Source organism: Tenacibaculum sp. 190524A05c (assembly GCF_964036595.1).
Taxonomy (GTDB): Bacteria; Bacteroidota; Bacteroidia; order Flavobacteriales; family Flavobacteriaceae; genus Polaribacter; species Polaribacter platacis.
In genome coordinates, this window is the sequence record NZ_OZ038523.1 from 3,549,083 (window position 1) to 3,561,977 (window position 12,895).

Genomic DNA, 12,895 nt, shown 5'->3' on the forward strand with positions numbered 1-12,895 from the left:
AAATGAAAGCGATTTTAAACGATTTGTATCAGCACAAACGATTAACAAAAATTGAAGCAAAACAGATTTTAATTGATATTGCTAAAGAACAATATAATGATGCGCATTTAGCTTCTTTCTTAACTGTGTTTATGATGCGTCCAATAACTGCTGAAGAATTAGCAGGATTTAGAGAAGCATTATTAGAATTGGCAATTAAAGTTGATTTATCTGAGTTCAATACCATTGATATAGTTGGAACAGGAGGAGATGGAAAAGACACGTTTAATATCTCAACTCTAACTTCATTTGTAGTTGCAGGAACTGGACAAAAAGTGGCTAAACATGGAAATTATTCTGTTTCATCAAAGTCGGGTTCTTCTGATATGTTAGAGAGTTTTGGATATGAATTTACAAATGATGAGTCGGTACTAAAGGCTCAATTAGAAAAAGCAAATATTTGTTTTTTACATGCTCCGAAATTTCATCCAGCAATGAAGGCAGTCGGTCCAATTCGTAAGGCTTTAAAATTAAAGACATTTTTCAATATGTTGGGGCCTTTGGTAAATCCAAGTTTTGCTCAAAATCAATTGTTGGGTACATTTAATTTAGAAGTAGCTAGATTATACAATTATATCTTACAAGAAGAAGGAACCAACTATGGAATAGTTCATGCTTTAGATGGATATGATGAAATATCATTAACTGGAGGATTTAAGTTATTTACAAAACAAGGTGAGCAATTAATAACTCCAGAAGATTTAGGAATTCAACGTGTTGAACAATCAGATATTTACGGAGGAAACTCTGTAGAAGAAGCGGCAAAAATTTTCAAAACAATTTTAAATGGTGAAGGTACAGAAGCACAAAATAGTGTTGTGCTTACAAATGCTGCCTTTGCATTAACAATAATAGACTCAAATAAAGACTTTTCAGCTGCTTTTGAAGAAGCAAAATCGTCATTATTCGGAGGGAAAGCAAAAGAGTGTTTACAAAAATTAGTGAGTTAAATAAACTGTTGTCATTACGAGGAAGAATGACGAAGTAATCTCAATAAAAAGATTGCTTCACTTTATTCGCAATGACGTAATTATTAGATAAAATGACAATTTTAGAGAAGATTATAAATTTCAAAAAGCAGGAAATAGCTAAAATAAAGTCTGAAGTTCCTGTTAAAAAATTAGTAGAAAGTCCAAAGTTTAAAAGAACTCCAATTTCTTTAAAAGCTTCGTTAACTGAAGAAGGTTCAACAGGAATTATTGCAGAATTTAAAAGACAATCTCCTTCGAAAGGAATTATCAACGATCAGGTTTCTGTTACTGAAGTTACGAATGGATATTTAGATGCAAATGTTGCAGCACAGTCTATCTTAACGGATACTTCTTTTTTCGGAGGAACGATGGCAGATTTAATGGAAGCAAGAACTATTAATACGATCAAGCCAATTTTACGTAAAGATTTTGTTGTTGATGGTTTTCAAATTGTAGAAGCAAAAGCTATTGGAGCGGATGTGATTTTACTAATTGCGGCTTGTTTAACTGCAGAAGAAATTAAGAATTATGGACAATTAGCTAACGATCTTGGGTTAGAGGTTTTATATGAAGTTCATAATCAACAAGATTTAGATAAAATTTCTGATTTAGACAATAAGATTATAGGAATCAATAATCGTGATTTAAAAACCTTTAAAGTTGATTTAGAACATTCTATCAATTTAGCAAATCAAATACCAAGTTCGGCAATTAAAGTTTCTGAAAGTGGAATTAGCAATCCAAGAATTGTTACAGGATTAAAAGAGTACGGTTTTCAAGGGTTTTTAATCGGAGAAAACTTTATGAAAGAAGAAAATCCAGGAGAAGCTTGTTTAGATTTTATAAATCAAATCAGATAATAACACAATAGTTTGAAAATAGAGAATTATAAAATAGTTGATTGGGAGGTTTCAGAAACGGGAGTTTTGTTGGATGAAAATGAAGGTTGGATTTTAATAAAATCTATTCCTGGTGACTATCAGTTAGATGGTTTTAAATTATTGAATAAGAATCATATTGAAGAAAGATCAAAAGTTGAAAACTCTAGCGTAATCCAAAAGGTGATAGAATTAAAAGAAATTAAAGTTCAAAATCCAAGTGACTTTAAATTTGGTAATACAATTGAGATTTTACAAAGTTTAGAAACAAAATACGGTTGTTTTGAGTTTCAAGATGAAGTTGAGGAAGAATTATTTTATGGGACATTAGGGGAATATGATGAAGAAAGTTTTTCAATAGATTTTATAAAATCCGATGGAACAATAGATTTAGATTTTGATGAAGTTTTCGAAATACAAGATATACGAACAATTTCTTTTGAATCGGATTATTTTAATTCAATAAGTCTATTGTATAATCACTGTAAAAAGAACAAGAAATGAAGCTGAAAGTTTGTGGTATGAAATACGTAGATAATATTCGGCAAGTTGCTGAATTAAAACCTGATTATTTAGGTTTTATCTTCTACGAAAGATCTAAAAGAAACTTTGAAGGTATTATACCTGAAATACCGAAAGGAATAAAAAAGACAGGTGTATTTGTAAATGAATATTTAGAGATTTTAGTTTCACTTGCTGAAGAGTATAAGTTAGAAGCTTTACAGTTGCACGGAGACGAATCTGTAGCCTATATTCAAGAAATAAAAAAGCATTTGCCAAAAGTTGAAATCATTAAAGTTTTTGGAATTAAAGACGCTTTTGATTTTTCAATTCTTGAAGCATACGAATCAGTAGTAGATTATTTCTTATTTGATACTAAAGGAAAAGAAAGAGGAGGAAATGGAGTTGTATTCGATTGGACAGTGTTGAAAAATTATCCTTCAACAAAACCATTTTTTTTAAGTGGAGGAATTGGTTTAGAAGAAGTAACTGCTGTAAAAGAAATAAGCAAAACCAATTTACCAATTTATGCTATTGACGTAAACAGTAAATTTGAAACAGAACCCGGTTTAAAATCTATAAAAAAACTTAAAAAGTTTAAAAATGAAATATAATCCAGACAAAAACGGTTATTACGGAGAGTTTGGGGGAGCGTTTATTCCAGAATTATTATATCCAAACGTAAAAGAACTAGAAGACAACTATATTAAAATTATAGAGTCTGAATCTTTCCAAAAGGAATACAAAGCTTTATTGAAAGATTATGTAGGACGTCCAAGTCCATTGTATTATGCCAATCGCTTATCAGAAAAATATGGAGCTCATATTTACTTAAAGCGTGAAGATTTAAATCATACAGGTGCACACAAGGTAAACAATACAATTGGTCAAATCTTAATTGCAAAGCGCTTAGGAAAGACTCAAATTATTGCAGAAACAGGAGCAGGTCAACATGGTGTTGCTACAGCCACAGTTTGTGCTTTAATGGATGTAGAATGTATCGTTTTCATGGGAGAAAAAGATATCGAACGTCAAGCTCCAAATGTTGCTCGTATGAAAATGCTAGGTGCAAAAATTGTTCCTGCTACAAGTGGTAGTAAAACCTTAAAAGATGCAACAAACGAAGCAATTCGTTACTGGATTCAAAACCCAGAGACTTTTTATTTAATTGGTTCTGTTGTTGGTCCTCATCCACATCCAGATATGGTAGCTCGTTTACAAGCAATTATTTCAGAAGAAATAAAATGGCAACTAAAAGAGAAAACTGGAAAAGAAAATCCTGATACCATTATTGCTTGTGTTGGAGGTGGAAGCAATGCAGCCGGAGCTTTTTATCATTATTTAGAAGATGAAGAAGTAGAGTTAATTGCTGTTGAAGCTGCTGGTTTAGGAGTTGATTCTGGAGAAAGTGCTGCAACATCTCAATTAGGAGAAGTAGGTGTAATTCATGGAAGTAAAACTATTTTAATGCAAGATGAATACGGGCAAATTGTTGAGCCATATTCAATTTCTGCTGGATTAGATTATCCTGGAGTTGGACCTTTACATGCATTTTTATTTGATTCTAAAAGAGCAAAGTTCATGAATGCTACAGATAAAGAAGCATTACAATCTGCTTTTGAATTAACTAGATTAGAAGGAATTATTCCAGCTTTAGAATCCGCTCATGCATTTGCGGTATTACCAAAATTAAAACTAGAGTCAGATCAAGTTGTAGTGATTAATTTATCGGGTAGAGGAGACAAAGATTTACAAACTTATATCAAGCATTTAGAAGAATAACTATTTTATGCTAGCATTTTTTAAACCAATACCAATCTATATTCTTTTCTATAAAGACAGAATAAAAGTATACAGACTAGATAATGGATTGTTTATTGAAAGAAATGCAGTTATTCCATTTTCAAATTCGAAAATATTATTTGCAAATTTTACGGAAGGTGAACGTTTTTTAAGCTCATTAATTTGTGAATTAGTTCCAAGGTTAGGAAGCTTTTTTTCACGTTCCTTAATTGTTTTAGCACATCAATTGGAAATGATAAATGAAGGATTATCACAAGTAGAGGAGAGAGCTTTGATTGATGCAATTCGACATAGCTCAGCAGTAGATGTTTTTGTCATTGAAGATGAAGAAGAATTATCAATTGAACAAGCGATCGTTAAACTCAATAATTTTAAAAATTCATAATGTTTGGAATCTTTAAAACAAACTTAATTTATTTAGTATTGTATAAGAACAAAGTGAAGATTATTGATTTAATGTCGGGGAAGTTTGTTGAAAAAAATGCAACACAACCTTTTTCAAGTACTAGGATTCTTTGGGCAGATTATCAAGTAGGAGAGAATTTTGTTAATACTATACTAAGAGATTTTATTAGTAATTGGGGAGCACATAGAATGCTTGTACATCAAATGGAAATTCTTGAAGGAGGTTTGTCTGAAGTTGAAAAAAGAGCTTTAATTGATTCTGCTAGACATATGAATGCAAAGGAAGTATATCTAATGGAAGGAGGAGCTGAATTAACTGTAGGGCAAGCATTAAAAAAGTTAGAATTCCTCAGAGAGGAAGAAAAAAGAACTAAATAGAAACCACATTAAAAATGAATACAATTCAACAAATATTTCAAAAGAAAGATAAAAACCTTTTATCTATATTTTTTACAGCTGGATTTCCAGATTTAAATGGAACTGAAAAAATTATTACGGAATTAGGAAGTAACGGAGTTGATTTTATCGAAGTTGGTTTACCTTATTCAGATCCTTTGGCGGATGGACCAACAATTCAGCATAGTAGTTCTGTGGCATTAAAAAATGGAATGAACTTAGATGTTGTTTTCGAGCAACTTCAGTCTTTAAAAGATAAAAATACAACACCGTTAGTGTTAATGGGATATGTAAACCAAATTATCAAATACGGAGAGGATGCTTTTTGTCAAAAAGTAGTGGATTGTGGAATTGATACGGTGATTATTCCTGATTTACCAATGGTTGAATATGAAACGCATTACAAAGCTTTATTTGCGAAATACGGAATTACGAATGTGTTTTTAATCACACCAAAAACTCCAGATGAGAGAATTCGTAAAATAGATGAATTAACAGAAGGTTTTATTTACATGGTAGCTTCTTCATCAATTACAGGAGCAAAAGGTGAAATTTCTCAACAGCAAATTGATTATTTCGAAAGAATTAAATCAATGAACTTAAAAAGTAAGTTAATTATTGGGTTCGGTATTTCTGATAATGCAACGTTTACAAAAGCTTGTGAATATGGAAATGGAGCGATTATCGGATCTGCTTTTATTAAGAGTTTAGACAAAGATGGAGTGGATGGAACAGCAGGTTTTGTAAAAAGTATAAAAGGAGAATAGTTCTAAGTATTTTATAAAAAAAAGCCTCATTAAATTAATTTTAGTGAGGCTTTTATATAATTTGTTTATTATGATTTAACTTTGGTTGAATTGGTAAATTCTTTTAAAATAGATTTAAAAACTCCAATCGGTTGTGCCCCAGTAACAGCTTCCTTTCTGTTAAAAACTATAGTGGGTACAGATCTTACTCCAAGATTTTGCCAATATTGCTTATTGCTTTGAACTTCATAACGAGCTTCATCATCTTTTAATTTTGCCAAAGCTTCATCCGCATTTAAACCAACGGCTAATAAAGCTTCCTTTAAAACTTCTTCTTTAGAAACATCTTTTCGTTCGCTGAAATAGGCTGTAGTTAATCGCATTTTTAATTCAGTTTGTTTACCAAACTTCTTAGCATATTCTAGTAAAATATGAGCATCAAAAGTGTTAACAATTCGCATTCCTTCATAAAAGTCAAATGTAAAATCAACATTAGCTCCAGCATCAACTAATCTTTGCCTAGAAGCTTCATGTTGTTCTTTGGTAGAACCATATTTTTGAGTAATGTGTTCTGTTAAATCCTGACCTTCTGCTGGCATATGAGGATTTAACTCAAAAGGTTGCCATTCAATTTCTACTTGGTCTGCTATATTTAATTCGTCAATTGCTTTTTGTAAGTGCTTATATCCAACGGTACACCAAGGGCAAACAACATCAGAAACGATATCTATTTTTAATGTATCTTTCATCTATATTTAAATGATATTAATTTTTTCTATTGGTAGTTTTTATTCATTATATCTTACAAATGTTTCTTTTTTTATCCTAAAGTAGATTTGGAAAAGTATAAGAGAGATTTGGAAAAGTTTAAAGGTAATAAATGCCTGAATTTTGTGGTGTAATTTTAAACGAAGAAAAAATGAATTCAAAGAAAACAGCAATAGTTACAGGTGGAAGTAGAGGTTTAGGAAGAGAAATGGTTTTAAACCTTGCAAAAGAGCAGCACAATATTATCTTTTCCTACCATAGTCAAAAGGATAAAGCGGATGAAGTAATTGAGGAAGTCAAACACTATGGTGCAAATGCAGTTGCTTTTCATTATGACGCAAATGATCTAAAAAGTGGAGAGGAGTTTTTACAAAATGTAGTGAAGTATCAGGAAGAGAATTATGGAATGCCGAATTTTGATTTTTTAATCAATAATGCAGGAACAGGAACTTTTAATTTGGTGAAAGATACAGAGGAGGAACAGTTTGATACGATGTTAAATATTCATTTAAAAAGTGTTTATTTTCTAACTCAAAAAGCACTAAAATATATGAACCAATCAGGTAGAATTATTAATATTTCAAGTGGTTTAACACGATTTAGTTTACCTGGAATGTCTTCATATGCTATAATGAAGTCGGCAGTTGAAACGTTTACAAAATATTTAGCCAAGGAATTAGGTGAACGAAAAATTACGGCGAATGTAGTTGCGCCTGGAGCAATTGCAACAGACTTTGCTGGTGCAACAAATAGAGATAATTTGGAGAAAAGAACAATAATAGAAAATATTACAGCACTAGGTCGTGTTGGAGAGGCTGAAGATATTGGAGGCGTTGTTTCATTTTTATGTTCTGAAAAAGCAGGATGGATTAACGGTCAACGCATTGAAGTTTCGGGAGGAATGGTTTTATAATTTTAAGCATCATGAAAGAATTATTGCATTTTAAAAGAATTTCTGACTATCATAAGTTAGCCAACTTAAAAGCTCCACAGCATCCATTAATTAGCTTAATTGATTACACTCAAATTAAGTATCCAGAAAATATTAAAGAAATTAAATGGCGACAGGATTATTATACGATTGGCTTAAAAAGAAATGTAGCTTATAAGTTTTTTTATGGACAGCAAGAATATGATTTTGATGAAGGAGTTATGACTTTTATTGCTCCGAATCAAGTTATGAGTTTAGGAGAAAATCCAAATTTAAATACAAAACCAACGGGATGGCTTTTATTAATTCATCCCGACTTCTTTTGGAATACTGATCTTGCTAAAAAGATAAAGAATTATGATTTTTTCGGATATTCTGTAAGTGAAGCTTTATTTCTTTCTGAAAAAGAGGAGCATTTAATAATTTCATTATTAGAAAATATTTCGTCGGAATACGCTTCAAATATTGATAAGTTTAGTCAAGATATTATTATCTCTCAACTAACGACATTATTGAATTATGCGAACCGTTTTTATGAGCGGCAATTTATAACTAGAGAAAAGTTAAATCATAGAATTTTAAATGATTTTGAATTAGTTCTGATAAATTCTTTATCTGATAATGAGTTAGAAGAAAAAGGTTTGCCAACTGTTCAGAAAATAGCCGAAAAATTATCGGTTACCCCAAATTATTTAACAGGAGTTTTAAAACATTTAACGGGTCAAAATACACAACAGCACATTCAAAGTTCAATAATTAAAAAGGCAAAAGAAGAGTTAACCATAACCAATTCCTCTGTAAGTGAAATTGCGTATAAACTCGGATTCGAATATCCATCTTCCTTTACCAAATTATTTAAGAATAAGACAGATATGTCACCAGTGGAATTTAGAAGGAAATTTAACTAGAATTTATAATAAATTAATGTTAGTTTTTAGATGATTAAATGACAAAGCCTAAAACTATAAGTATTTTTGCTATAATTTAATCTGATAACGATTTGAAAAAACACCTTACATTATCCAATCTAATATTCGGGATTGCTATTTTCCTTCTTTTGTATAAACCAAGTAGGATTTGGTTTATACGTCAGCTTTCTTTTAGTCCATCTATTGAGAAAGTAGAGAAAAGTGCTCGTGTATTTAATTATAATTGGAAATTAAAAGGATTAAATACAGATGATATTAATTTTTATGATTTTAAAGGAAAGGTAGTTTTTCTTAATTTTTGGGCTACATGGTGTCCACCATGTGTCGCAGAATTACCATCTATTCAGGAGTTTTATAATAAGTATCAAGATAAAGTTGCTTTTGTTTTTATATCTAATGAGGATGAAGAGGAAATTTTAAAATTTTTCAAACAAACTGGATATGAATTTCCAGTCTATCAATCAAATGGAAGTTACTTAAATGAATTACCTCCTGTGAATTCAATTCCAAGAACATTTATTCTCGATAAATCCGGAAATATTCGTGTCGATAAATCTGGTGCGGCCAATTGGAATAGTGTAAGTTTTCTCAGTTTTATCGATGAAATTTTACTCGATTAAAGTCTTGTTAAAAAAAACTTAAAATATATCTTCCTGTTTCGCAAAGCTTTAAATTAGCTGAAAAATCAACTAAATAATGAAACATAGAAGTTTACTCCTACTGGCAATAGCATTTATTATGCACAATGGTATTGCTCAAAACCTTTTACGAAATACAGAAATTAGTCCTGATGGTAATAATATAGCCTTTAGTTATTATGGAGATATTTGGACGTACAATATCAATTCTAAAACATCAAAACGACTAACTATCAATAAAGGATATGATAGTAATCCAGTTTGGAATACAAACGGAACTGAAATCGCTTTTGCTTCCAATAGAAAGGGAAATACAAACGTATTCACAACATCAACACAAGGAGGAATTCCTAAGCAATTAACGTATTATCCAACATTTAATATCCCTTCAAACTGGACGTCAAAAGGAGATGTTATTTTCACTACAAAACGAGTGTATTCTGGTCCAGAGTGGGATCAACAAATTTATGAAGTAAGCGAAAATGGAGGAACTCCAGAACGTTTTTTAACTGCTTATGGATCTGATGCAGTAATTGCACCAAACGGTTTAGTTGCTTATGTAAAAGGAGCATGTAGAATTGCCAGAGAAGATTATAGTGGTTCTGCTCAAAGAGATATTTGGATTTTCAATCCAAAAACAAAAAAATACATCCAAATTACAACGAGTAATAAAAATGATCATAATCCAGCTTGGGATGCTAACAATAATTTATACTACATAGGAGCTGCAAGTGGAAGGTATAATATCTATAAGCAAAAAGTTTCTGCAGATGGAAACGCAAGTGGAACACCAGAACAATTAACGAGTTTAAAAGTTGATGGTGTTCGTTCGTTTTCTGTAAGTAACAACGGTACAATTGTGTATACCAGTGGAATTGAAACGTTTTTGTTAAAAGATGGAAAAACGACTAAACTATCTATCGATGTAATCTCTGATAATCTTTTTGCAGAAGAGAGTGTTTCTACTATGAGAAATGGAGCAAATGCTTTTGCAATATCTCCAAATGGAAAGAAGATCGCCTTGAATATTTCAGGAGAGATGTTTGTGAAACATAATGATAAAGAAAAGAAACACGCTAATAATGTAACTAAAGACTATAGTAGAGATAAAGGCGCAGGTTGGTTAGATGATAAAACAGCAATTTACTTATCAGATAAAGATGGAAGCTTCCAGATTTATAGTGTGCGTTCAGCAGATGATAAAGTAGGATTAGAAAGATCATTAAAATTAGAGCACAACAAGCTAACAAAAGAAAAAGAGGATGTAGCTTATTTTGTTGTTTCACCTGATAGAAAGAAAATCGCTTATGGCGTTGGTAGAGGTAAATTAATTGTTGCTGATATCAAAGACGGTAAAATAGAAAATAGAGAAGTTTTTATTGATAGTTGGACAGATGCAAGCGGATTATCTTGGAGTCCAGATAGTGAGTACATCGCATACTCTTTAGAAGATTTAAACTTTGATAGTGAAATATTCATTCATTCGGTAAAAGATAAATCGAAGCAGATGAACGTAAGTATGCATCCAAGAAGTGATACAAGCCCAGTTTGGAGTCAAGATGGTAAAAAGCTAGCTTTCCTATCCAATAGAAGTGGTTTAAATTACGATGTTTGGATGGTTTGGTTACAAAAGGAAGATTGGGAAAAAACAAAAACAGATAGAGATCAGGGTGATTATTATGTAGCTGAAGAGCCTAAAAAAGACAAGAAAGAAGGAAAGGATGCTAAGAAGAAAGATAAGAAGCCAGCAAAGAAAAAGGTAACTGTTACTATAGATGAGGATAGATTATATGAAAGATTAGTTCAAGTAACATCATTGTCTGATAATGAATTCAGTATGGCGTTTAGTGCGGACAGTAAAAATATTTATTTCTCTGCAACAGATCCTTCTACAAAAAGAAGAAATTTATATAAAGTAAAGTGGGACGGAACTGCGCCAAAAATAGTGAAAGGAGCTTCAGGTTTCTTTAATTTATCTTTCCAAAACGGAAAATTATATTTTACTTCTAGAGGAGTTTTAAAAGAACTGAATACTAAATCTGATAAAATAACTGCATTACCTCATACAGCCATTGTTAAGAAGAATGTTCTAAAAGAAAGAGAGCAAGTATTCGATGAAGGAATTCGTGCGTTAACTGCAGGGTTTTATGATCCAAATTTCCATGGGTACGATTGGAAATCATTAGTTAAAAAATATAAACCTTGGGTATTATCAGCTACAACTCATGAAGATTATACTTACATGTTCAATTTACTGCTAGGTCAGTTAAATGCAAGCCACATGGGATATAGAGGTGGAGCTCCAAGAAATGAAAGTGATAAAATTGGTTTACTTGGTTTAGAGGTTAAAAACGTAAGTAATGGAGTTAAAGTTGAGTATGTACTTTCTAATTCAGTTGCTGATAAAACTAAAAGTAAATTAAAAGTTGGAGATGTAATTACTTCAGTTAATGGAGTAAAAATCGATTCAAAAACAAATTTCTATAGTTTATTAAAGAATACAGTTAATAATGAAATTTTATTGACTTTAGCTTCTGGTAAAGATGTAATCTTAAGACCACAATCTAGCTTAAATACGTTACAATATGAAGAGTGGATTGAATCAAGAAAAAAGTTAGTAGAAAAGTATTCAAACGGACAATTAGGTTATATCCACATTAGAGGAATGAGTATGCCAAGTTTTGAACGTTTTGAAAGAGAATTAAAAGCTAGCGGTTACGGTAAAAAAGGTATTGTAATTGACGTAAGATATAATGGTGGAGGTTGGACTACCGATAGATTAATGGCGGTGTTAAATGTAAAACAACATGCGTATACAATTCCAAGAGGAGCTGCAAAATCTTTAAAAGATCATAAAAAGTTCACAGGAAATTATCCATTCAATGAAAGAGCAATTTTATCGGTAAATACGAAGCCTGTTGTTGCTTTATGTAATGAGAATAGTTATTCCAATGCAGAAATTTTCTCTCATGCTTTCAAAAATTTAGGTTTAGGAAAGTTAGTAGGACAGCCAACATTTGGAGCTGTAATTTCTACAGGAGGACAAAGATTACAGAATGGTTTTATAAGAATGCCATTTAGAGCTTGGTTTGTAAAGGCTTCAGGAAAAAATATGGAGAATGATGCTCCTGCTGTACCAGATTATTTGATCAAAAATGCTCCAGGATGGAAAGAAAGAGGAGAAGATGATCAATTGAAAAAAGCAGTAGAAGTATTATTACAAGATATAAACTAATTCTATTTCAATATAGTTCAAACCATATAAAGCCTCGGAAAATCCGAGGCTTTTTTATTTCTAGACTAGTAAATGTTAATTTAAATGCTTACCTTTTGTATTCTACAATGTTGAATTATAGATAAATTCTTATCGAATTTACTATTGAACGTAAAAGTCGTTTTTAAGCCCCCGTATTACTAAATACTAATGTCATAAACTTTGTAGTCTTTACATAATAAGAACTTAAAACAATAGTGTATGAATTCATGTTTTCATATGTCACTTCCATGTAAAAATATTGAAGAGACAATTAATTATTACAAAGATCAATTAGAGTCAGAAATCGGAAGAAAAACTGAGAATTGGGTAGATATTAATTTATTCGGACATCAATTAACTTTTGTTCTTACTGAAAACTTTGATTTTAAATTCCCTTTTTATTCATTGGATAATGAAGAGTTGCCATCTTTTCATTTCGGAGTTGTTTTAGATAGTGATGAGTGGGAAAACACTTATGATAAAATCAATAGTCAATGGATGTTTGATACCGTAGTTAAAAAAACATTTTTTGAAGATAAAAATGGAGAACAAAGTACCTTCATAGTTCAAGATCCAAATGGTTATTATATAGAGTTTAAAACCTTTAGAAGAAGAGACGAAATTTTTATTTAAA

The 12,895-nt window shown here is 31.1% G+C and carries 14 protein-coding genes; 13 read left to right on the forward strand and 1 reads right to left on the reverse strand.

The window, feature by feature from the left end; translation table 11 throughout:
- Positions 1-2: 2 nt before the first annotated feature.
- The 8 genes from trpD (at position 3) to trpA (ending at position 5,760) form a co-directional block, all read left to right on the forward strand.
- On the forward strand, positions 3-989 hold the full coding sequence (gene trpD, locus ABNT61_RS15800) for an anthranilate phosphoribosyltransferase (protein WP_348743918.1): 987 nt from the start codon (positions 3-5) through the stop codon (positions 987-989).
- Positions 990-1,081: 92 nt separating this feature from the next.
- Positions 1,082-1,870, forward strand: a complete 789-nt coding sequence (trpC, locus tag ABNT61_RS15805; protein WP_348722652.1) for an indole-3-glycerol phosphate synthase TrpC — start codon at positions 1,082-1,084, stop codon at positions 1,868-1,870.
- A gap of 12 nt (positions 1,871-1,882) precedes the next feature.
- Entirely contained in the window at positions 1,883-2,392 is a 510-nt protein-coding gene (locus tag ABNT61_RS15810) for a hypothetical protein (protein WP_348743919.1), read from the forward strand.
- Positions 2,389-3,003, forward strand: a complete 615-nt coding sequence (locus ABNT61_RS15815) for a phosphoribosylanthranilate isomerase (RefSeq protein WP_348743920.1) — start codon at positions 2,389-2,391, stop codon at positions 3,001-3,003. Before ABNT61_RS15810 ends, ABNT61_RS15815 begins: the two co-directional genes overlap by 4 nt.
- Positions 2,993-4,171: a tryptophan synthase subunit beta gene (gene trpB, locus ABNT61_RS15820; protein WP_348740691.1), complete on the forward strand. Its 1,179-nt coding sequence runs from the start codon at positions 2,993-2,995 to the stop codon at positions 4,169-4,171. The genes ABNT61_RS15815 and trpB overlap by 11 nt, the downstream gene beginning before the upstream one ends.
- 7 nt (positions 4,172-4,178) lie before the next feature.
- Entirely contained in the window at positions 4,179-4,577 is a 399-nt protein-coding gene (locus ABNT61_RS15825; RefSeq protein WP_348743921.1) for a hypothetical protein, read from the forward strand.
- Positions 4,577-4,975 (forward strand): hypothetical protein, encoded by a 399-nt coding sequence (locus ABNT61_RS15830; RefSeq protein ID WP_348743922.1) that lies wholly within the window; start codon positions 4,577-4,579, stop codon positions 4,973-4,975. Before ABNT61_RS15825 ends, ABNT61_RS15830 begins: the two co-directional genes overlap by 1 nt.
- Before the next feature lie 14 nt (positions 4,976-4,989).
- Positions 4,990-5,760, forward strand: a complete 771-nt coding sequence (gene trpA, locus ABNT61_RS15835; RefSeq protein WP_348743923.1) for a tryptophan synthase subunit alpha — start codon at positions 4,990-4,992, stop codon at positions 5,758-5,760.
- A 68-nt stretch (positions 5,761-5,828) separates the two neighbouring features.
- Here trpA and ABNT61_RS15840 read toward each other — a convergent pair whose 3' ends face one another.
- Complete coding sequence (locus ABNT61_RS15840; protein ID WP_348743924.1) at positions 5,829-6,488, reverse strand: DsbA family oxidoreductase; 660 nt, start codon at positions 6,486-6,488, stop codon at positions 5,829-5,831.
- A 170-nt stretch (positions 6,489-6,658) separates the two neighbouring features.
- On the opposite strand from ABNT61_RS15840, the gene ABNT61_RS15845 reads away from it, so the two are divergent.
- The 5 genes from ABNT61_RS15845 to ABNT61_RS15865 all read left to right on the forward strand — a co-directional run bounded on the left by ABNT61_RS15845 (position 6,659) and on the right by ABNT61_RS15865 (position 12,894).
- Positions 6,659-7,420 (forward strand): SDR family NAD(P)-dependent oxidoreductase, encoded by a 762-nt coding sequence (locus tag ABNT61_RS15845; protein WP_348743925.1) that lies wholly within the window; start codon positions 6,659-6,661, stop codon positions 7,418-7,420.
- Between the two features lie 11 nt (positions 7,421-7,431).
- On the forward strand, positions 7,432-8,346 hold the full coding sequence (locus tag ABNT61_RS15850) for a helix-turn-helix domain-containing protein (RefSeq protein ID WP_348743926.1): 915 nt from the start codon (positions 7,432-7,434) through the stop codon (positions 8,344-8,346).
- A gap of 92 nt (positions 8,347-8,438) precedes the next feature.
- Positions 8,439-8,987: a TlpA disulfide reductase family protein gene (locus ABNT61_RS15855; protein WP_348743927.1), complete on the forward strand. Its 549-nt coding sequence runs from the start codon at positions 8,439-8,441 to the stop codon at positions 8,985-8,987.
- A 76-nt stretch (positions 8,988-9,063) separates the two neighbouring features.
- A complete protein-coding gene (locus tag ABNT61_RS15860; RefSeq protein WP_348743928.1) occupies positions 9,064-12,240 on the forward strand; it encodes a S41 family peptidase in 3,177 nt (1,058 codons plus the stop codon).
- 240 nt (positions 12,241-12,480) lie between these two features.
- The gene (locus tag ABNT61_RS15865; protein WP_348743929.1) at positions 12,481-12,894 is read left to right on the forward strand and encodes a VOC family protein; all 414 of its coding nucleotides are present in this window, start codon (positions 12,481-12,483) and stop codon (positions 12,892-12,894) included.
- Position 12,895: the final 1 nt, after the last annotated feature.

Coding starts and splice junctions, on each gene's coding strand:
- ABNT61_RS15830 (WP_348743922.1), top strand. CDS start 4,577: ATGTTTGGAATCTTTAAAACAAACTTAATTTATTTAGTATTGTATAAG.
- trpB (WP_348740691.1), top strand. CDS start 2,993: ATGAAATATAATCCAGACAAAAACGGTTATTACGGAGAGTTTGGGGGA.
- ABNT61_RS15840 (WP_348743924.1), bottom strand. CDS start 6,488: ATGAAAGATACATTAAAAATAGATATCGTTTCTGATGTTGTTTGCCCT.
- ABNT61_RS15825 (WP_348743921.1), top strand. CDS start 4,179: ATGCTAGCATTTTTTAAACCAATACCAATCTATATTCTTTTCTATAAA.
- trpC (WP_348722652.1), top strand. CDS start 1,082: ATGACAATTTTAGAGAAGATTATAAATTTCAAAAAGCAGGAAATAGCT.
- trpA (WP_348743923.1), top strand. CDS start 4,990: ATGAATACAATTCAACAAATATTTCAAAAGAAAGATAAAAACCTTTTA.
- ABNT61_RS15850 (WP_348743926.1), top strand. CDS start 7,432: ATGAAAGAATTATTGCATTTTAAAAGAATTTCTGACTATCATAAGTTA.
- ABNT61_RS15845 (WP_348743925.1), top strand. CDS start 6,659: ATGAATTCAAAGAAAACAGCAATAGTTACAGGTGGAAGTAGAGGTTTA.
- trpD (WP_348743918.1), top strand. CDS start 3: ATGAAAGCGATTTTAAACGATTTGTATCAGCACAAACGATTAACAAAA.
- ABNT61_RS15865 (WP_348743929.1), top strand. CDS start 12,481: ATGAATTCATGTTTTCATATGTCACTTCCATGTAAAAATATTGAAGAG.
- ABNT61_RS15860 (WP_348743928.1), top strand. CDS start 9,064: ATGAAACATAGAAGTTTACTCCTACTGGCAATAGCATTTATTATGCAC.
- ABNT61_RS15815 (WP_348743920.1), top strand. CDS start 2,389: ATGAAGCTGAAAGTTTGTGGTATGAAATACGTAGATAATATTCGGCAA.